The sequence below is a fragment of the Streptomyces lasiicapitis genome (genome assembly GCF_014646335.1).
GTDB lineage: Bacteria > Actinomycetota > Actinomycetes > Streptomycetales > Streptomycetaceae > Streptomyces > Streptomyces lasiicapitis.
The window spans coordinates 25,721-45,771 of sequence record NZ_BMNG01000010.1; the positions used below are offsets into that span (position 1 = coordinate 25,721).

Sequence of the window (20,051 nt, forward strand, 5' to 3'; positions counted from 1 at the left end):
CGCACCGTGCGACCCGTGGGCGCCATGGAGGAGTTTGGACGGCAGGGGGATTCGCCGACTACTAGCGATTCGGCCCAAGTTCGGCTCGTATCCGGCCCATTCGAGGCGTTTCCGGATGGACGTCCGGATTCCAATTGGATGTCCGCATTCCGTACGAGGTTCGCGCCCGGGCCCGAGGTGGCCCTCCTCGCACCGGAACCGCCGTCCACAGCCGCGAGGAATCGTGACCACCCCTCACTTACGTTCGATATCGGCCAACTTGCAACATCACCCCATCGGGTGACAACACCCTCGATCGCCCTCTGCGAGCCTGATCACGTGATCCAGCGGTGCCGCATGCGGGGTGACAACAAGGGGGTAGGCCGCCGTGGGGACTACGAGGACGCTGCACCAGATCATTCCCAGGCACGACCCCTCGTTCGAGCCATGGGCGGCGCGGCTGGGTGTCGGCCGGGACGGGAATGTGTATGTGGCGAGTTCGGCCTTCCCGGCCAGTGTCGTGCTGCGGCTTCCCCTGGACGGGGCGACCCAGCGCGTGGGCAAGGTGGGGAACGCCTTGCTGGCGGTGACGGCCAACAGGGCGGGCGTGATCGCGACGGCCGAGCATCACTTCCTGCACCGGGTGTCGTTCTGGGACGCGGAGTTCCGTCCGCTGGGGTCCTTCGACGAGTTCACCGTCAACGACACCGACGGCTACTTCGCGCCGCCCGCCGTGGAGGCGGGGCCCTCCGGTGACTTCTACGCGATGGACCAGCACGCGCTGCGGGTGCTGCGGCTGAACCCGGAGAAGCCGGACAAGGTCGTGGACACCATCGACCTCAGCCGGCTGAGCAGCGACCCCAAGGACCGCAGGCACACGGTCGGTCTGCGGGTGGCGGAGGAGCGGAAGCTGCTCGTCACCGCGTGGCAGTCCGGGGTGATCCGCATGTGCACGTTCGACGGGACGCCCGTGGGCAAGCCCGTGCAGGCCAAGCCCGTGGGCTTCGTTCTCAGCGGGTACGACGTGTCCGACGACGGGTATCTCTACGTCCTGTCCGGCGGGAGCGAGGTGAAGGTCTACGACCTGGAGGGGAACCCGGTCGGCACCCGCACCCTCGCCCTGCCCGACAGCGACCACGAGGTGACGGACCTCAGGGTCCGCGACCAGGAGTTCCTCGTCCGGCGGTCGGACCAGGTGACCCAGTCCGCGCGCAGGGACCACGTGACGCTGTTCGAGCGCTACCGCCGGGACGACGGGGCGCTGATCGGCCGGGTCTTCGCCGACGTCGAGCGGCTGACGGTGACGTACGACTCGGACGTGTGGACGGCCGGGGCGCGCGTGCCGCTGACCATCACCCACGATCCGGGGCGCTGGGCGAGCCGGCCTCGGCTGAGGGTGTGGCTGCGGCCCCTGGGCGTACCGGAGTTCACCGAACTCCCGCTGACGGCCGGTGGCGTCACCCCGCCCGCCGCCGCCCGGGGCCTGTATCAGGTGCGGGTGTCGGCCGACACCGACGGCCGGTACAGCGAGTACGTCGTCGACGGCATCGTCGAGGTACGACAGCCCAATTCGCGCGGCACGGTGTCGATCTGGACCCCGGCGAACCGCTTCCACTACGGCCGGGGCGAATCGCTCGGCGACCCCCAGGGCACACCCGCCGACAAGATCACCGTCCAGGCCCGCACGGCGACGGGGACTCAACTGCCCACGTCCGTGCACGTCCGGCTGCTGCGCGAAGGCAAGGAGGTCGCCGCGCGGGACGTGCCCCTGGGTGCGGACGGCACGGGCACGTCGGCCTTCGGCGCGGACGTCACGCGTGGGCTCGAACCGGGCCGTCATGTTCTGGACGCGGAGGTGCAGGGCTTCACCGTCGCGCCGCAGTACCTGGACATCGGTCCGGGGCTCGCCGAGCGGCCCGGCTACCACATCACGCAGTACGCCGACATCTACGCCAAGGGCTTCCCGGCGGACCCCCGGGCGAAGCAGCAGGCCCGGCAGAGCCTGGATCTGCCGGACTTCAAGGACATGCCGGAGGCGACCAAGGCGTACGTCGCCCGGGCGCGCGCCCTCGGCATCAACCTCTTCGTGGACCGCGCCGAGCCCGGCGCGTACGGCACGGTCGCCGCCGATCAGGGCATCGACCAGGGCCCCGGTCCCGACCTCAAGACACGCCTGACGCAGACACCCGACGGCGTCGCCCCCGGCAAGGGCATGGTCGAGGATCCCCAGCGCCGCGCCATCGCCGCGTATGGCGCGTACGGGATCGAAGCACAGGCCATCCTGCTGACGAACGACGCCTTCCTGCCCTTCCTCCCGCAGGGGACACCGAAGAACTTCGAGCGCCGGGACCTGGCGAAGCTCGACTCCGATCTGAAGGACGTCACCAGCAAGTTCCGGTCCTACGCCGCGTTCCGGGGCTGGACCTGGGGAGCGAACTGGTGGCTGTGGCCGGGCATCGTCGACGAGGCCGCGGCGAAGGACGAGGCCGAGCGGACGGCGTACCGGCAGGCCGTGGCGCAGGCGGAGACGGCGAACGGGGCCTGGCTGGCCGTGCTCGACACCGTCAGCGACCGGACCTTCGCCCACAAGCGCGATGTCGCGGACCACTTCCGCACGGTCCTGAAGTCGGTGCTGCCGAACGGCGTCGGCACGATGACCGCCCCGTACCGCGAGCGGCAGGTGCCGCCGCAGATCGTGTTCACGGGCGCCGACGAGGTCGACCTGCACTTCCAGGCCGAGCAGATCCAGCCGCCGCAGGTCACGCGGCACATGGTCGACTTCTATCGCAGGCCGGGCAAACCGGCCTGGGGCCACCCGGAGTTGGGGAACGACGACGGCACCGGCGGGATGATCATGCCGACGGTCCTTCAGCAGGTGATGCGCGGCACGAGCGGCACGGGCATGGTCACCGACATCGGGGCCGAGCACGTGGAGGGACTCCATGCCCTGGAGGAGCGCGGCGGCTCCAGCGGCGGCGTCCCCGGCCACGCGCGCAGCGGCAGCGCGGGCAAGACCTCGGTCCTGCGCGCCCTGTTCGACCTGTGCGCCCGCCTCGGTCCGGTGACGGCCGGGGCGCAGAGCGCCGACCCCGTCGCCATCGTCGTCTCCACGCGCATGCAGCGCATCGAGTTCAACGAGGGGCAGTACGCCGGCGTCTACACCCAGCGGCTGTACGAGGCGTACAACGCCTGTCTGTACGCGCAGCGCCCGGCGTCGTTCGTGTTCACCGAGGACGTGAGCGCCGAGGTGCTGCGCCGCTATCAGGCGGTGCTGGTGGTGGGCCAGACCGTGGAGTTGGACCCGCCGTTGACCGCGGCCCTTGCGGCGGCCGACGTTCCGGTGTTCGCCGACGCCACCTGCCACGCGGACCGGGTCACGGGCTTCACCAGGCTCGACATCGGCTTCGATCACGTGGAGAAGACCCAGCAGCAGAGCGTCCATGGCTATCAGCAGCCCATCCTGAACAACGATGCCGCGTACGCCTCACTGCGCACTCTTTTCCTGGAGCACGCCGCCAAGCTGCGTACCGCGCTGAGCGCCGTGACGCCCTACGCCGAGTGCGTCGACAACCCGGAGGTGCAGCTCAGCGAGTGGACCGCGGGCGGCGTCCGCTACATCTGGGCGGTCAACAACACGATGCTCGACTGGGAGCCGGGCCTGGCCTGGCGGGTGGGTCTGCTGTGCGGCCACCGGATCCCTGTCATGGCAAGGATCAAGGTCCGGCTTCCGCTGCTGCACCAGGTGGTCGACCTGCTCACCGGCAAACCCGTCACCACACTCCTTGGCAACGAGTTCACCGCCGACCTGCGCACCGTCCCCGGCAGGCTGTACGCCGTCGTACCGGTGGTGCACGGCCCGCTGCCGACGGCCTCCGAGGACGCGTTCGGCCCGCACGTCCGCGATGTCGTCGTCGCGGCGGACGGCAAGAGCGCGGCGCTCACGGCGTTCAACTGGGACCACAACGTCCACGGTCTGGATCTCGCCACCGGCCGCACCACGTGGCGGCAGCGGCTCGGGCATCACTTCGCGTACGCGCCCGTCGCCCACGCGGGCGGGTTCGCCGCGCAGGGCTTCGACGTGCTCAGTGCCGAGGGCTACCACCTGTACCTGCTCGACCCGGCCGGCGCGGCCCTGCGCCGGTTCGCGCTGTTCGGCGTGCCGAAACGGGCCACCGACTGGGCGCGCGGCGGCTTGGGCCACGACCTCGGCCTGAACAACTTCGCGGTGGCGCCCGACGGTTCCTGGGTCGCCACCTGCGGTGATCTCGGCCTTGCCGTCTGGGACAAGTCGGGAGCCGAGCGGTGGGCGCACCAGTGGTGGGCGGAGCACCAGCGGACACCGCTGCGGCTGCTCGCCGCCGACAACGCCACGCTCATCACGTACGCGGCGGGCCGGATCACCGGGCTCTCGGCGGCGAACGGGGCGACGCTGTGGTCGCTGCGCGTGGCCGACATCGGTATTTTCGGCGGTGGCGTGGTCAGCCGGGACAGAAGCACCGTCGTCATCTGGTCGGACACCGAGGGCGGCCGTCTCTTCGTCATCCGTGGCGGCGTGCTCCGCAATACGATCGCGGCCGCGGCCGACGAGGTGTCCGTCTCCGGCGACGGCTCCCTCATCGCGGTCACCAAGCACCGGCAGTTGAAGGTGTTCGGCGCCGACGGCGGGCTGCTGTGGACGTACACCGGCGACGATCTGCTGCGCCGCCCCCGCGTCTCGCCCGACGGGACCCGTATCGCCGTCGGCAGCGAGCTGGGCACCCTGGCCGTCCTGACGCGCGACGGCGCCGTCGTCGGCACGGTGGACCTCAAAGCGCTGCCGGTCCCGGCCTGGCTGCCCGACGGTGACCTGCTGGCCGCGACCTGGATGGGCGCCGTCGCCCGCTTCTCCCCCGAACTGCGGCCCCGCTGGCAGAGCAGGCTCACCCCGACCGAGCAGGACATCCGCACCAAGCTGCGCGCCCCGGACCCGACCCCGCTGGTGCGCCGTACATGGGGCAACGCCGACGCGACGCCGAAGCCCCTCACGGACAATCTGCTCAAGAAGACGGGGGTCGTGTTCCGGACGCGGCTGCTCGACCGGGATCAGGAGATCTATCTGTCGCAGCAGAACGACTACAACCTCCTGATCGACGGCAGCGCGCAGCCGCCCGCGAGGCCGTGGTTGCCCTGGTGGGTGGTCAACAACGTGGACAGCGGCTGGCACGGCAAGTTCGAGATGACCGTCGACACGTACCGCACCCTGGTGCGGTTGCGCGGTGTCACGATCGCCGAGGACCCCGCGCATCCGGAGTCGTGGCTGCGCGATGTCCGGCTCCAGTGGTGGGACACCGAAGCGGGACACTGGGTCGACGGCCCGATGCTGCTGTCCGACAAGGCCGTGCACACGCACATGTTCGCCACCCCGCTGGTCGCCTCCTGGTTCCGGTTCGTCACGACCGGCGGCGGCGCCTGGCCCGTGGGCAACCTCCGCATGGGTGAACTGGTCTTCCACGGCGACGTCCTGGGCAACTCCCACCGGGATGTCGTCAAGAAGCGGGACCGGGCGACCCTCTTCGAGGACCGGGCGAGCGATCTGCGTACGCTCACACACGGTGCGCTCTCCTTCCAGCGCGGCGACGCCCGCCCCGAGGGAGGCACCTGCGTCCGGCTGGACGTCACGGACGGCGTCTCCGCGGCCGACGCGCACCCCGCGTACTTCGCGCCCTTCGGCCACGTGCTCCCCGAGTGGGACTTCGAGATCGCGGAGCATCCCGAGCCGGGCCAGTACCGGTACTTCCAGTTCGCCTGGAAGGCGACCGGGACCGCCACCAACGCCATGGGCCTGCGCATCGGCCCCGCCTGGAACGCCCCCTCGGTGGTGGTCCTCGCCGGTGCCACCACCTGGCCGGGCGCCGCGATCCTGGCTCAGGTCGACATCCCCGCACCGCCGTCCACATGGACGACGGTCCGCCTCGACCTGTGGGAACTCACCCGTGCCCAGGCCGACTTCCGGGTGCGGGGGCTCAGTCTGCGGACCGTCGGCGGTGGGGCGTTGTACGACCAGATCGTGCTGGGCCGCACGGAGGCCGACCTCCCGGATCAGTCCCCTGAGTAGTGCCGGGCGCCGCGGCTAGCGGGGCGTGTTCTCGTCGGCCTTGAAGGCGCCGCCGTGGCCGGGCACGATCAGGTCCGCGGCGGCCAGCACCCGGAGCCGGGAGGCGCTCAGCACCGCGCGGTCCGGGGCCACCGGGTCGTCGTCCGGTCCTTCCGCGTGCCACCACAGGTCACCGGCGAAGGCGACGACGCCCGAGTCGGTACCCGCGAGCAGGGTGATGTCCTCGTGGCTGTGGCCCGGGGTGCGGATCAGGCGGAGCGACGGGGTGAGTTCGTAGCCCTCCGCGTCCCGGTTGCGCCACTTGTTGCCGAGGTACTCCACCTTGTGGTCGTGCACCCGGGCCTTGCCGAACAGGCCCACGTTCATGGTGTTGTCCGGGTGGTGGTGGCTGAGTACGACGTCGGTGATGTCGTCGGGGCCGAGGCCGAGCTCGGCGAGCGGGGCGAGGATGTCGTCGCGGGACGCCACCATGCCCGGGTCGAAGATCACGTGACGGCCGGCGTCGGATATGTAGGAGACGGTGGCGGCCACTCCGGGGCCCGTGGAGCCCACGTAGCCGGTGGTCAGGATCGTGTATGCGGCGCTGCGGCCGACCGGTGCGTCTGTCATGGCCTCAATATTTCCGGGAAGATCGACTGCTCACGAGTGGCACTGCTGCCACTGATCGCAGGTTTCGTGCCAACGTGGCACACTGCTCCGGTGCCGCCCTTCGTGAACGTCGCCGCGTATGTCCCGCCCGGAGTCGGCATGCTCGCCGTCGGTGTCGTCACCGAGGTGTTCGCCCCGCACGGGGCGGGGCTGCCCGTCTTCGACTTCGCCCTGTGCACGGACCGGCCGGGACCGGTCCCCACCGACGTCGGCGTGCCCGTCACCATCGAGCACGGCCTGGACCGCCTCGCCTCCGCCGATCTGCTGATCGCCCTCCCCTGGACGGAATTTCGTACGCCGCCCGCTCCCGCCGTGCTCGACGCGCTGAAGGCCGGGCACGAGCGCGGGGCGCTGGTCGCGGCCCACTGCGTCGGCGCGTTCGCGCTCGCCGCGGCCGGGCTGCTCGACGACCGGAGGGCGGCCACCCACTGGCGGTTCGCCGAACTCCTGGCCGGCCGCCACCCGGAGGTCACCGTCGAACCCGACGCCCTCTACGTCGACGAAGGGCCCATCATCACAGGCGCGGGCGCCGCCGCGGGCTTCGACATGTGCCTGCACCTGCTGCGGCGGGAGTACGGCGCCGCGGTCGCCAACGCCGTCGCCCGCGACATGGTGCTGCCCTCCCACCGCGAGGGCGGGCAGGCGCAGTTCCTGACGGCCCCCGTCCCCGAGGACTCCCGCGACGAGCGGCTCGCCGAGGTGCTCGCGTGGGCCCGCGAGAACCTCCACGAGCCGCTTCCCGTCGCGGAACTGGCCCGGCGCGCCCTGATGAGCAAACGCTCCTTCGCCCGCCGCTTCACCGCCGCGACCGGCACCACCCCGCACGCCTGGCTGCGGAGCCTGCGCCTGAGCAGCGCCGAGGAGCTCCTGGAGACCACGGACCTGCCGGTCGAGGAGATCGCCCGCCGCGTCGGGTACGGAAGCGCGGCCGTCCTGCGCGAACAGTTCACGCGCCGACGCGGGGTGCCACCGCGCTCCTATCGCCGGGCCTTCACCAACACTCCGTAGCTGAACTGGCCCGGTTTTCGCAGACGTTGGAACGCGCAGCCCTCGGCTCCGGGTACCCACGGCAGGGGCAGGCGCGGGCCGTCCGCCCGATGCCAGGGTGGCGGTGTCACGCCTGATCTGTGGGAAAGCCGCATGGATCCGGGAGAAGGCCGTATGGATCTGGGAGTGGATCGTATGGACAACGCTTTGACCGGCAAAACGGCTCTGGTCACGGGTGGTTCCCGCGGGGTCGGCGCAGCCATCGCCCGTAGGCTCGCGGAGGCCGGCGCGGACGTCGCCCTCACCTATGTGCACTCCGCCGCCAAGGCGACAGCGCTCGTCGACGACCTCAAACAGCGCGGGATACGCGCCGCCGCGTTCCAGGCCGATCAGGCGCGGCAGGACGAGGTGGCACGGCTGGTCGACGAGGTCGCCGCGCGCTTCGGGAGACTCGACGTCCTGGTCCACAACGCGGCTTCCTTCGTCACGGGCCCGCTCGAGGATCCCGACCGCGACGAGGCGGCGATGGCCCGCCAGTTCGCGGTGAACGTGACCTCCGTGGCGACGGCGACCCGGGCGGCCGCCAAGTACCTCGGGGACGGCGGCCGGATCATCCTCATCAGTTCGGCCGCCGCGGAGCGTACCAACTGGCCCGTGGGCGACTACGCCGCCGGCAAAGCCGCGCTGGAGGCCTACGGCCGGGTCTGGGCTCATGAGTTCGGGCCGCGGGGAATCACCGTCAACACCGTCCAACTCGGCGCCATCGACACCGACATGCTCAACAGGGACGCCGCCGAGGCAATACTGCCGTCGCTTCCGATGCGACGTCTGGGCAGGCCGGAGGAGGTAGCCGACGCCGTCGCCTACCTCGCGGGGCCCACGGCCGGCTACGTGACCGGAACGCGTCTGAGGATCGACGGCGGCTACAACGCCTGAGCGGAGCCGCCTGGTTCCTGGTTCCCCAGTGCGGGAACATCGTGGGATGTCCACTCTCGATGAGACGTCGGGGCAGCAGGGGGACGTGGCGGGGCCGGTGCTGAGGGTGAGTACCGACAGCATCCCGGCACTCGACCGGTTCGACTGGTGGGTCGAGATGGTCGGCAACGAAGTCATGCCCGTGACGGTGCGCAGCGCGCACGCGGCCGTGTTCCAGGGCCGGGCGGACGCCGTCGAACTGCCCGACAGCCAGGTGGCCTTCTTCAGCTTCTCCCCGATGACAGCCCACCGCTCCCCCGTGCAGATCCGCCGGTCCGACCCCGAGGCGTACTACCTCGTCCTGGTGCACGGCAGTCCGATCCGCCTCGAGCAGGAGCGTGGCGTCGCCTGCCTCGGACCGGGCGACATGGCCCTGTTCTCGACCTCGCACCCGCTGGCGTGCGACTTCCTCGACCACGGCCGGCAGGTCCGGCTCACCCTGATGAGGCTGGCTCGGTCCCTGCTGCCGCTGGCGAGCGGCAAGGCGGACCGCCTGCTGGCCGAGCCCCTGTCCACCCGGGCCGGTTCGGCGCGGCTCCTTGGCCCCTACCTCGCGGGGCTTCCCGAGGCCGCCCACGCCAGCGGCCCACGCGAGCGGGCCCGGCTCGGCCACATCGGCGTGGATCTGGCGGCCGCCGTGCTTGCGGGGCGGCTGGGCGCCCAGGACAGCCTCCCCGCCGAGAGCCGCAAGTCGGTGCTGCTGTCCCGCATCAACGCGTTCATCGACCAGCACCTCGGCGACCCCGAGTTACGCCCCGCCGCCATCGCCGCCCACCACCACATCTCCGTACGGACCCTCCACCTCCTCTTCCGCGACGAACCGGACACCGTGGCCACCACGATCCGACGCCGCCGCCTGGAGCGCTGCCACGCCGACTTGACCGACCCCCATCAGCGCCACCGCACGATCACCGAGATCGCCGCCCGCTGGGGCTTCCACCGCCCCGCCGACTTCAGCCGGCTGTTCCGCGGCGCCTATGGAGTTCCGCCGAACGAGGTTCGGGCGCTCGCGCTGGATGCGAACGCCGTGCGGGGCCTGCTCAACCCCTCTGCCCCTCTTCGCGGTCTTGCTGGGCAACCGACTGTGAGGAGTATGGGATGACGTTACGGAAGAGCGCACGAGTCAGCGTGGTGGGGATCGCGGCGGCAGCCGTCGCGGCCGCCGCCTTCGTGTCCCCCGCCCAGGCGGCGCCCGACACCGATTCCGCCGCGGGCGGCCATCGCGCGACGCAACGCGCGATGGACGCGGCCGTCAAGGCGGGCACCCCCGGCGTCACGGCTCAGGCGCGTGACGCCAACGGTGTCTGGAAGGCGGCTTCGGGTGTCGGCAACCTCAAGACGGGTGAGCCGCGCGGCAAGAACGACAGGTTCCGCGTCGGCAGCATCACCAAGACGTTCGTGTCGACCGTTCTCCTCCAGATGGAGGCCGAGGGGAGACTCAGCCTCGACGACACCGTGGAGCGTCATCTGCCGGGGCTGGTACGGGGCAACGGCAACGACGGCAGCAAAATCACCGTACGACGGCTCCTCAACCACACCAGCGGCCTCTTCGACTACCTGGCCGACGAGAAGTACCGCACGACGTACATGGAAGGCGACGGCTACCTCAAGCACCGCTACGACACCCTGCCGCCGCGCAAGCACGTGAAGGTGGCGCTCTCCCACGCGCCGCTGTTCGAGCCCGGCGCCAAGCAGTCGTACTCCAACACCAATTACGTTCTGGCCGGGTTGATCGTCGAGAAGGTCGGCGGGAGGGCGTACGAGGCCGAGGTCCGCGACCGCATCATCAAGCCGCTGGGGCTGAAGGCCACGGCCAATCCCGGCAACAGCATCCATCTGCCGCAGCCCAGCAGCCGCGGCTACTCGAAGCTGTTCCGGTCGGCGCCCGACCGGATCGACGACATCACCGAGATGAACGGGTCGCAGGGCTGGGCCGACGGCGACATCATCTCCGACGCGGGCGACCTCAACCGGTTCTACGGCGCCCTGCTGCGCGGGAAGCTGCTGCCGCCCAAGCAGCTCAAGGCGATGAAGACCACCGTCACCATTCCCGGCGCCGAGGACATGTCCTACGGGCTCGGCCTGCGGCGGTTCGACACGAGCTGCGGCAAGACTGTCTGGGGCCACGGGGGCGGGATGGTGGGCTGGCTGTCCCTGGCCACCAGCACCGCGGACGGCCGCCACCAGCTCTCCCTCAACTACAACGGGGACTGGGACGCGGCGTCCCTGCGCACCGTCATGGAAGCGGAGTACTGCCCCAAGTGATGCGGGTGGGCGGCGGGGTGGCGGCTCGCCCCGTCGGCCACGCTTCGTCGGCCGCGACAGGCTCGCTGCGACCGTCGGCCATGACTGCGCCGAAGCGGGCCGCCACCCGGTCCGGGGCTACGTCCGGTTCTGCTGGAACGCCCAGAACGCGTTGTCGGATCCGCGGTGCGCGACGAGGATCCGGTTGTCGTGGTGCTTGGCCGGGATGGGCAGGCCGGGCAAGTTGCCGCCGATGCGGTCGACTTGGGTGAAGGCGTCCTCGTTGGCCTTCTGCTGCTCGGTGGCGTAGAGGGCGCGGTCGTCGGCGACGACGAAGACCTCCAGGCGGCCGTCCATGGCGAGGATGGCCGTGGGCGTCTCCATGATCTTCCCGGTCAGCGCCTGGGGAGTCTTGAACCCGGTGTAGCCGGGCTGGTGGACGGCGTGGAAGCCGGTGTTGCCGGCCCGCCAGAAGACGCGGATGCGCTGGTCGGCGTCGGTGACCGCGAACGGGCTGCCGATCACGCCCGCGTCCTGGTCCGAGACCCGGAAGTAGCCGACCCAGCTGGTGGTGGCGTCGGCGACCTTCTGGGCGTTGCCCCAGACCTCGTCGGAGAGTCCGTGGACGAAGACTTCCAGGCGCCCCTCGCCGTTGCGCGCCACGGTGGGCGCCAGCTTGTGGTTGGCGCCGGTGTCACCGGCGAGGCTGTCGGGCCGGCCGAAGCCCGCGTAGTCGAGCTGGGTCTGGTCGACGTGCCACAGGGCGCGGTCGGTGCCGTTGTAGAACACCGAGATCCGCCCGTCCGCGTTCAGCGCGGCCGCCGGGTTGCTCGCCGCGCCCGAGGCGATCCGCTCGGGGCTGCCCCACCCGCCGTTGATGACCTGCTGGCACAGGTGCCAGATGCTGTTGTCGGGGCCGCGCCAGAAGACGTGTACGCGCCCACTGGGGTTGCGCAGGGCGATGGGGCTGCCGTCGACGGTGCCCGCGGTGTTGGGGAACTGGTGCCAGTCCTTGTACCAACTCCAGTCCGGGTTCTGCCACTTGGTGTAGAGGTCACTGCCGCCGCCCCGGACGAAGACCTGAAGGCGGTCGTCGGCGTTGGGCGCCACTGCCGGGTCGTCGACGATGCCTCCGCCGAGACCGAAGCCGTCCTTCCAGGCGTAGCCCGGTGTTGTCGCTGGTGCCACGGAAACCCCCCTGATCGATTCGAGCTGGAATGAAGGGATGGAGCGGGTTCGTGGAGCGGGTTCGTGCGCCCTGGACAGTAGTCACGACATCTGGTCCAGGGACCCCCACTCGTCCATGAATGTCTTGGAAGCACCATCAGTCCATAAAGGCCCCCTTGCGACCAAGCGCGGCTTGACATCGACGGCGGCGGCTGCCTTACCCGGTAAGGTCATCGCGGTCGAGGTCCGCCAGGGAAACGGTGGTGCGTCCGACAGATATTCGGCGCGGTGGACACCTTTACCGGAAATCGGCCTGCCGCCGTTGACGCAAAGCGCCCGTGGGGGTGCACGTGGGGCAGCCGGACCTCCTACGCGAGCGTCAAGGAGGTCGACCGGGAGTACTACCGCGCCGTCACGTGACGCGGACTACCCGAGGTACAGACAGGGCGACATCGGTACGAACTTGCTCAGGCGCCTCGTCCCGGCCATGGAGGGCTCACTGAGCTGACGCGACGCCCCGGGCCGGCCCAGGCAGCCCTATTGGTGCGCCGCGAGCCTCTCCACCAGCCCGATCCCCCGCGCCAGCAACTCCCGCTCCTCCCCCGTCAGTTCCGCCTCGATCGCCCGCGCCAGCCAATCCGCCCGGCGCTCCCGCTCCTCCTCAAGGAGCTCCCGCCCCGCCGAGGAGAGGTCGACCAGGCTCTTGCGGCCGTCGGTCGGATGCGCCCGGCGTGTGATCAGCCCCTGCTCCATGAGCAGTCCGACGGCTCGGGCCATGGACTGCGGGCGCACCCGCTGGTCGGCCGCCAGCTCGCTGGTCGTCATCGCACCGCTGCGGTCCAGCGCGCCGAGGACGGCCACCTGGCCGAACGGCATCTGGTCCTCGAGCTTCACGCGTCGCGTGAGCTTTCCCAGCGCGGTGCGCAGTTCGGCCGCGACGGCGGCGGATTCCGGAAGGGGCATACCGAATTTTAACGCAGCACACCTGCACAGCGGATCTGCGCAGCAGGACTGAGCAGCACAACTGAACAGCAGAACTGCACAGCACTGCTGTAGAGTTTCTCGCGCCGGGTCCCGCGCCACCGTCGCCGCAGCCGAACCCCGGCACTCATGCGACAACGGGAAGGACTCCCATGACCGCCATCACCTCCGTCACCGGCCGCCGCGTCCTCGACAGCAGGGGCAACCCCACCGTCGAGGTGGACGTGGAACTGGCCGACGGATCCCTGGGCCGGGCCGCAGTCCCCTCCGGCGCTTCGACCGGCGCCCGCGAGGCCGTCGAACTCCGCGACGGCGAGCAGGGCCGCTGGCACGGCAAGGGCGTCGACCAGGCGGTACGCCACGTCAACACGGAGCTCGCGGCCGCCGTCACCGGTCGCGAGGCCGAGGACCAGGCCGGGATCGACGCCACCCTGGTCGCCACGGACGGCACGCCCAGCAAGTCCAGGCTCGGCGCCAACGCGATCCTCGGGGTCTCCCTGGCCACCGCCAAGGCCGCGGCCGCCGCCCACCGCCTGCCGCTCTACCGCTACCTCGGCGGCTCCGACGCCCGCCTCCTTCCCGTACCGATGATGAACATCGTCAACGGGGGTGCGCACGCCGACAATCCCCTGGACTTCCAGGAGTTCATGATCGCCCCGATCGGCGCGGAGACCTTCGCCGAGGCCGTGCGGATGGGGTCCGAGATCTTCCACACGCTGCGCCGCGATCTGCTCGCCGCCGGGCACTCCACGGGCGTGGGCGACGAGGGCGGCTTCGCGCCTGCCCTGCGTACCGCCGAAGAAGCCCTCGACTTCGTCGTCGCCGCCGTCGAGCGCACGGGCTACCGGCCGGGCACGGACATCGGCCTGGTCATGGACCCGGCGTCGTCCGAGTTCTTCCGCGAAGGCGTCTACGACTACACCGGCGAAGGCGTACGGCGCACACCGGCCGAACACGCCGACTACCTGGTCAAGTTGATCGACGCCTACCCCGTCGTGTCGATCGAGGACCCGATGGCCGAGGACGACCTGGCGGGGTGGCAGGACCTGACCGCACGGGTCGGTGCGCGCTGCCAGCTCACCGGTGACGACGTGTTCTGCACGAACGAGACCATCCTGCGCGAGGGCATAGCGTCCGGCGTCGCCAACTCGGTCCTGGTGAAGGTCAATCAGATCGGCACCCTGACGGAGTCCCTGGCCACCGTCGACGCCGCCCACCGGGCCGGCTACACCATCGTCATGTCGCACCGCTCGGGAGAGACGGAGGACACGACGATCGCGGACCTGGCGGTGGCCACGGGCTGCGGCCAGATCAAGACCGGCTCACTGTCCCGCTCCGACCGCACCGCCAAGTACAACCAACTCATCCGCATCGAGGAGCAGTTGGGCGACAGTGCGCGGTACGCGGGCGCGGACGCCCTGCGCCGCTAGGGCCTGTCGGCGGACGATGCCCGAGGGCCCGCCGAACGTCCAGCTGCTGCCCCGGTGCACTCGGGGCAGCGGCTGTTCACGAGTTCTAGCACTGCTTCCAGGCGAGGTGGTAGACGCTGCTCGCCCTGGCGTCCGTCGAGTCCATGGCCATGAAGCTGGTCTTACTGCGGTCCGTGGACCCGAGCAGGACCCGCAACTCGGTGTTGACGTTGAGGTTCCGCTTGGCACCGCACGGCGCCCAGTCCAGGTCCTCCCACGGTTTGGAGTCGGTCGCCTGCCAGTTGTCGGCGTACGGGCCGCGCCAGCGGTGGCTCTCCGACGTGGTCTCGGGCGAGCCTTGGAAGTAGTACGAGGCCTTCTCCACGCCGTTGACGCCGGGCTGCAGCGAGGCGTATCCGCGGTAGTCGACGCTCGCGATCGCGTAGGTGTAGCCCTCCGGGGCATGCACGAGCAGGTTGAGCTGGCAGTTCTTGCGGAAGTCGACGGGATCGGACTGCTCTCCCGCGCTGGCGAGGTAGTGGCTGTAGGTGACGGTGAACGCCGAGTCGTCCGGGGCGGGGGCCACGGCGACCGTCCCTTCGGGGCAGCCCGATCCATTGACCGTGACGACCTCGACGCGGATCTTGTCGGTGGGCGGTTGGGGAGTCGTGGGGACGTCTTGGGACGTGCTGGGTGGAGCCAGAGCCATGGCGAACAACGCTGTCAGCGCGCCGCTCGCGAGAAGTCCACCGGCCATGGTTTTCCTATCGCGTTGATGGGGCCTGAATCCTGAAAGTCGGACTTGAGCGGTTTCAGGAGAGGGGGCGCACACCCACAAGAACCTGGTGGGTGCATGCCAAGCGGGCGGGTATGGGGACGAGCGGACCGCCCGCTGACTGAGGCCTCAGGCGTCACGAATGGTACGTACCAGCAACGCGGCCGCCTAGGGCAACTTCGGCCATGTATGGCACCGGGGCCCACTGCGGCCGAGCGATCCAGGCGAGGTAAGCGGAGCGCGGGGGTTCAGTTCAGGCGGCGCAGGAAGACATCGGCGGCGCTGTTGGTGTCGTCGGGGACCAGGTTTGCGGCCGGGGAGTCGAAGACCACCGCGTCGGCGTTGTCGCTGACGCCGGTGCGCGGGCCCGGCCGGGTGTCCTCGGACACCGGCTCGCTGTCGCGGCTGACGAGGCGTACCTCCCCGGTCAGCATGTCCCGTACGAAGACGTCCGCACTGCTGTCGCCGTCGTCGCCGGGGGCGAGGTTGGAAGCGGCGGACGTGAACGCGGCGTAGCGGCCGTCGCGGCTCAGGGAGACGCCTTCGCTGTCGCCGTTGGCCGGGGTGCCGTCCGCGGCGGCGCTGACCAGCCGCATGCGCTTGGTCTCGCGGTCGTAGACGAAGACGTTGCGCCGGCTGGTCGGGGCCGGTCCCTCGGGGCGCAGCACTCCGGAGGTGGAGGTGAAGGCCACGTAGCGGGCGTCGCCGCTGAGGGCGGCGCCCCCGGAGGGGGTCTTGCGGTTGTAGCCGTGGGGGACGGTGATGAGTTCCGTGGTGTTCTTCTCGCGGTCGCGCAGGAAGACGTCGGTGGCGGAGGAGTGGTCCTCCACGTCGGTCAGACCAGGGGCGTTGGAGGTGAAGGCGAGGTACCGGCCGCCGGCGTCGGCGGCGAAGGCGGGGGCGAACGCGTCGCCCTCGCCGTGCTGTCCGGTGCTGGTGAGCTGTGCCAACTCGGTGGTCTTCTTCTTGCGGTCGTGGAGGAGGACGTCGTCGCGCTGATTGGCGTCGTCGGGGACGAGGTCCGCGGCGCCCGACGCGTAGGCGATGTAGCGGCCGTCGCCGCTGACCGCCGGGTTGTAGGTCAGGGGGCCGCGCAGCCCGTCGTAGGAGGCGCCCGTGGGGCTGACGCGTTCCGTTCTGCCGGTGCGGCGGTCGTGCAGGAAGACGTCGTCGAGGTCGTTCGGGTCGCCGCCCACGAGGTCGTCGGCGGTGGAGGTGAAGGCCACGTAGCGGCCGTCGGCGCTGAGGGAGACCTCCCGTACGACGCCGTGGCTCGCCTTGCCGTTGCTCTTGACGCTGACGCGTTCCGTCGTCCCGGTGCGCAGGTCGCGTACGAAGGCGTCGGGGGTGCCGTTGGTGTCGTTCGCGACCAGGTTCCGGGACGCCGAGACGAACGCGACGTAGCGGCCGTCGGCGCTGATGGCGGGGCTCGTGGAGGCGGCGTTGCCCTGGGCTCCCTGCGGGCCGACGCTCACCCGCTCGGTACCGGGCGCGGAGGTACGGGCGGCGGAGGCGCCCGCGGGGGACAGGACGGTCACGGCGCAGAGGGCGGCGAGCAAAGTGCAGGCCGCCGCCGTCCGCTGATGGGCAGTCAGACGAACAGTCATCGGTTCCTCCTGTGTCGGCAACAGTCCGAGGGTGCCGTCGGGCATGGTCACGGGCAGGCGCACCGTGGGCGAGCGAACACCGCGGAGCCCTCGGGGGTCAATGCGTCGCGTGGCCTTCGCGGTGTGGATGCGCTTGTTGCATCAGTGGGTCGGGGCCCACCCGGGCTTGTGATTCCGCGCAAGAGGAGGAAGCGCATCTCCTTGACAGCGCTTTCTGCTGTGGCGACGGTGATTGGGGCTGGTCTGACCAGTGTGGCTCCGCGAACAGAGGTGGCGTTCATGACTCTCATGCGTCTCACGCTCAACACCGTCCACCTCTTCGAGGACGAGGAGGCGGGATCGACCCGCATGGGGCTGTACGTCAGGGTCCTGGACAACGCCGGGGGCCAAGTGGCGGAATTCCGCTGGAACAGGCGCAACGGCGAGGTCGAGGACAACTTCCAGTATCCGCTGGACGGCGACCAGGAATTCCCGAGCGTCCTGGTGTTCGACATCGGCGGTGAGCCGGGCGGCACCGGCCGGATCAACGTCAAGGCCTATACGGACAACGACGAGCGCTGGCCCGACGAAGGGCACCACGAGAACTTCCTCGGGGAGGCGCAGATCGTCTTCGACACCCGCGAGCCGAGCCAGCTCGGCCAGCTGCTGCTCGGCCCCACCACCACCGACAACGGCCACACCGGCTACGCCGTCACCGGCGTCCTCGAACCCGTGCCGCCGCGCGGGTTCCGCCATGTCCGGCTGGTGTTCCGGGACGTCGTGGTCTTCGACGACGAGAACAGCGACTTCCCCCACATGGGGCTCTACGTCCGGGCCTTCGCCCCGGCCCAGGGCGACGCCGCGGAGATCAACCAGGAACTCCTGCGCTGGAACAACGGCGGTGACCGCGTCTTCAAGGAGGCGCTCTTCCCGTTGGCGAGCGGCACCCCCTCCCCCGTCACCACACTGGCCGTGGGCGGGCCGACCCGGATCTGGGTCGAGGCGTACACCCACGACGACGAGTCCTGGCCGAGCCACCTCGCCTACGAGAACTACCTCGGCCGCGCGATGATCACCATCGATCCCGGCGAACCCGACACCCTGGGCCGCCACGTCCTCGGCCCCACCCAGACCGACCAGACCCACAACGGCTTCCTGGTCACCATGAGCAGCGAGCTGCTGCCGCCCGACGCCACCCCGAACCTGGAGATCACCGGCGTCGAAGTCACCCAGGCCACCCAGCACTTCACCCCGCCGACGGGCGGCACCCCGCACGCCCTTGCGGCTGCCAAGGCCACGCTGGTCCGCGTCTACCTGGACTCAGGCATCGATCCGCGCGAGGGCGGCGGGACCGTCGCCGGGGTGACCGGGACGCTGACCCTGACCCTGAACGGGGGCTCGTTCACCGTCCGTTCCCTCAACCCGATCACGGCCCGGCCCATCGCCCAAGTGGACCGGGCACAGATCCAGCACACCCTGAACTTCCTCGTCCCCGCCAATCAGGTCACCCCCGGCACCGCCAAGATCCTGGTCCAGGCCGAAGTCGCGGGCACCACCAGCAACCCCATGGAAGTCACCGCCGACTTCAGGGCGACGCGACCGGTGACCATCTGGATGGTGCGGGTCTCGACCCCGACCGTCCCCGCGATCAGCGCGGCCCGCTACCGTGCCGTCGCCGACGCCCTCCCCCTGCGCTACCCCGTCGCCGACACCGGCGGGATCGTCTACTACACCGTCCCTGGCCTGACGGAGATCCACACCACCCGCGACCTGACCAGCGAGGACGGCCAGGAAGACTTCATCGACGACCTGGAGGACATCCAGGAGGACCACGGCAACGACGACCAACTGCTGTACGCGATGGTCGACCCGGCGGTGCCCATGGGCGTCCGCGGCATGGCGCGGTACGACGACCACGTGGCATTCGGTTACGACTTCGAGACCACCTTCGCCCACGAGGTGGGCCACCTGCTCGGCCTGCGCCACGCTCCTTGCGGCGGCCCGGAGAACGTCGACGAGGACTTCACCCCGCCCGACGGCCGCACCGGTGAGGTCGGCGTGGAACCGCTGACCCGCACGATCCACCCGGCCGACTCCGGTGACCTGATGAGCTACTGCGGTCTCAACACCCGCTGGATGAGCGGCTACCACTGGCTGCGGCTGCTCAACACCCTGTCCGTGCGCGGCGAACAAGCCGACGCGGTGCCGCCCGAGCGCCCCGTGCACGGCACCGTCCCCGCCGTGCTCACCACCACCAGCCGACCGTTCCCGGGTGAGTACGTCCGGGTGCGCGGCAGGCTCACCCGCTCCGGCACCGTGCGCTGGCAGCCCTGCCTGCGCACCCACCGCAAGCCGTCCCCGGCCAGGACCTTCCCGGGACCCGCCTACACCCTCTCCGTGGAGGACGCGGGCGGCCGGGTGCTCGCCGGCACGCCGATCGCGGTGGCGTTCGACCGCCAGGAGCAGCAGGCGGCCCTTTTCGGCGCCCGCCTGCCTTATGCTCCCCGGGCCCACCGCGTCGTCCTGCGCCGCGACGGAACCGAGCTGGGCGCCATGGTGGTGCCGTCCGCCCCGCCCCAGTTCGTACTGAACGCGCCCCTGTCCACGCCGGAGATCGACACCGACGGCGTACTCCACCTGCGCTGGCAGCGCCTGGACATCGGCGAACCCGGACCACGCCCCGCCTTCACCTACTACGTGCGGTTCACCAACGCCGACGGAACGTTCGCGCCCCGCCCCGGAGTCAACCTCACCGGCACCTCCTTCGACCTCGACCTGCGCACCATGCCGGGGCACGAGCGCTGCGTGGCCCAGGTCATCGCGACCAACGGCTACCACACGTCGTACGTACAGACTCCGCCCTTCGCCCTGCCGCCCCGCCCACCGCTCCTGCTGCCCGGCGCCACCGAGGGCCCGCTGCTGCACGCACAGGGCAGTTCGCCGCAGCACGGCCCGCTCACCGCCGCCGCCGTGGAGTGGCTCGTCGACGGCCGTGCGGCGGCGACGGGCGGCTCGTTCGACGTCCGCTCCACCGGCTCCGGAACCTTCGCGATCGCGGTACGGGCCACCGACCCCGACGGCCTGACCACCACGACGCCTCTGGGGACGTACGACGGCACGAGCGGGCGGCGGCTGCCCGTCCCGTCGGAGCAGTAACCGCCGCGCCCCGGCGGCACACCCGTCGACACCACCACCCGCACGCCCGC

12 protein-coding genes are annotated in these 20,051 nt (G+C 70.6%); 7 read left to right on the plus strand and 5 right to left on the minus strand.

Annotation, left to right across the window (positions count from 1 at the left end; translation table 11 throughout):
* The first annotated feature begins 367 nt into the window (after window positions 1-367).
* On the plus strand, window positions 368-6,073 hold the full coding sequence (locus IEY91_RS21965) for a WD40 repeat domain-containing protein (RefSeq protein ID WP_189175360.1): 5,706 nt from the start codon (window positions 368-370) through the stop codon (window positions 6,071-6,073).
* Window positions 6,074-6,088: 15 nt separating this feature from the next.
* On the opposite strand, the gene IEY91_RS21970 is transcribed toward IEY91_RS21965, so the two are convergent.
* Window positions 6,089-6,682 carry an MBL fold metallo-hydrolase gene (locus IEY91_RS21970; RefSeq protein ID WP_164316886.1) on the minus strand — a complete coding sequence of 198 codons (594 nt, stop codon included), beginning with the start codon at window positions 6,680-6,682 and terminating at the stop codon, window positions 6,089-6,091.
* 138 nt (window positions 6,683-6,820) lie between these two features.
* Between IEY91_RS21970 and IEY91_RS21975 the strand changes: the two genes are divergently transcribed.
* From IEY91_RS21975 to IEY91_RS21990, 4 genes are all read left to right on the plus strand, one after another.
* Complete coding sequence (locus IEY91_RS21975; protein WP_164327900.1) at window positions 6,821-7,729, plus strand: GlxA family transcriptional regulator; 909 nt, start codon at window positions 6,821-6,823, stop codon at window positions 7,727-7,729.
* A gap of 174 nt (window positions 7,730-7,903) precedes the next feature.
* A complete protein-coding gene (locus IEY91_RS21980) occupies window positions 7,904-8,644 on the plus strand; it encodes an SDR family NAD(P)-dependent oxidoreductase (RefSeq protein ID WP_189175361.1) in 741 nt (246 codons plus the stop codon).
* A 46-nt stretch (window positions 8,645-8,690) separates the two neighbouring features.
* Entirely contained in the window at window positions 8,691-9,785 is a 1,095-nt protein-coding gene (locus tag IEY91_RS21985; RefSeq protein ID WP_189175362.1) for an AraC-like ligand-binding domain-containing protein, read from the plus strand.
* Window positions 9,782-10,948: a serine hydrolase domain-containing protein gene (locus IEY91_RS21990; RefSeq protein WP_189175363.1), complete on the plus strand. Its 1,167-nt coding sequence runs from the start codon at window positions 9,782-9,784 to the stop codon at window positions 10,946-10,948. Before IEY91_RS21985 ends, IEY91_RS21990 begins: the two co-directional genes overlap by 4 nt.
* A 117-nt stretch (window positions 10,949-11,065) precedes the next feature.
* On the opposite strand, the gene IEY91_RS21995 is transcribed toward IEY91_RS21990, so the two are convergent.
* On the minus strand, window positions 11,066-12,115 hold the full coding sequence (locus IEY91_RS21995) for a PLL family lectin (protein ID WP_189175364.1): 1,050 nt from the start codon (window positions 12,113-12,115) through the stop codon (window positions 11,066-11,068).
* Between the two features lie 516 nt (window positions 12,116-12,631).
* The gene (locus tag IEY91_RS22000) at window positions 12,632-13,057 is read right to left on the minus strand and encodes a MarR family winged helix-turn-helix transcriptional regulator (protein WP_164316898.1); all 426 of its coding nucleotides are present in this window, start codon (window positions 13,055-13,057) and stop codon (window positions 12,632-12,634) included.
* A gap of 170 nt (window positions 13,058-13,227) precedes the next feature.
* Between IEY91_RS22000 and eno the strand changes: the two genes are divergently transcribed.
* On the plus strand, window positions 13,228-14,505 hold the full coding sequence (gene eno / locus IEY91_RS22005; RefSeq protein WP_189175365.1) for a phosphopyruvate hydratase: 1,278 nt from the start codon (window positions 13,228-13,230) through the stop codon (window positions 14,503-14,505).
* A gap of 85 nt (window positions 14,506-14,590) precedes the next feature.
* Here the strand turns inward: eno and IEY91_RS22010 are convergent, their stop codons facing one another.
* Window positions 14,591-15,241 carry a DUF4360 domain-containing protein gene (locus IEY91_RS22010; protein WP_164316902.1) on the minus strand — a complete coding sequence of 217 codons (651 nt, stop codon included), beginning with the start codon at window positions 15,239-15,241 and terminating at the stop codon, window positions 14,591-14,593.
* Between the two features lie 266 nt (window positions 15,242-15,507).
* Entirely contained in the window at window positions 15,508-16,866 is a 1,359-nt protein-coding gene (locus IEY91_RS22015) for a TolB-like translocation protein (RefSeq protein WP_189175366.1), read from the minus strand.
* Window positions 16,867-17,145: 279 nt separating this feature from the next.
* On the opposite strand from IEY91_RS22015, the gene IEY91_RS22020 reads away from it, so the two are divergent.
* Window positions 17,146-20,001: a zinc metalloprotease gene (locus tag IEY91_RS22020; protein WP_189175367.1), complete on the plus strand. Its 2,856-nt coding sequence runs from the start codon at window positions 17,146-17,148 to the stop codon at window positions 19,999-20,001.
* Window positions 20,002-20,051 lie beyond the last annotated feature (50 nt).

What these genes read in the sequence shown, in the direction of transcription:
- IEY91_RS21970 (WP_164316886.1), bottom strand. Translation starts at nt 6,682, where the DNA reads ATGACAGACGCACCGGTCGGCCGCAGCGCCGCATACACGATCCTGACC.
- IEY91_RS21975 (WP_164327900.1), top strand. Translation starts at nt 6,821, where the DNA reads ATGCTCGCCGTCGGTGTCGTCACCGAGGTGTTCGCCCCGCACGGGGCG.
- IEY91_RS21980 (WP_189175361.1), top strand. Translation starts at nt 7,904, where the DNA reads ATGGACAACGCTTTGACCGGCAAAACGGCTCTGGTCACGGGTGGTTCC.
- IEY91_RS21985 (WP_189175362.1), top strand. Translation starts at nt 8,691, where the DNA reads ATGTCCACTCTCGATGAGACGTCGGGGCAGCAGGGGGACGTGGCGGGG.
- IEY91_RS21990 (WP_189175363.1), top strand. Translation starts at nt 9,782, where the DNA reads ATGACGTTACGGAAGAGCGCACGAGTCAGCGTGGTGGGGATCGCGGCG.
- IEY91_RS22000 (WP_164316898.1), bottom strand. Translation starts at nt 13,057, where the DNA reads ATGCCCCTTCCGGAATCCGCCGCCGTCGCGGCCGAACTGCGCACCGCG.
- eno (WP_189175365.1), top strand. Translation starts at nt 13,228, where the DNA reads ATGACCGCCATCACCTCCGTCACCGGCCGCCGCGTCCTCGACAGCAGG.
- IEY91_RS22010 (WP_164316902.1), bottom strand. Translation starts at nt 15,241, where the DNA reads ATGGCCGGTGGACTTCTCGCGAGCGGCGCGCTGACAGCGTTGTTCGCC.
- IEY91_RS22015 (WP_189175366.1), bottom strand. Translation starts at nt 16,866, where the DNA reads ATGACTGTTCGTCTGACTGCCCATCAGCGGACGGCGGCGGCCTGCACT.
- IEY91_RS22020 (WP_189175367.1), top strand. Translation starts at nt 17,146, where the DNA reads ATGACTCTCATGCGTCTCACGCTCAACACCGTCCACCTCTTCGAGGAC.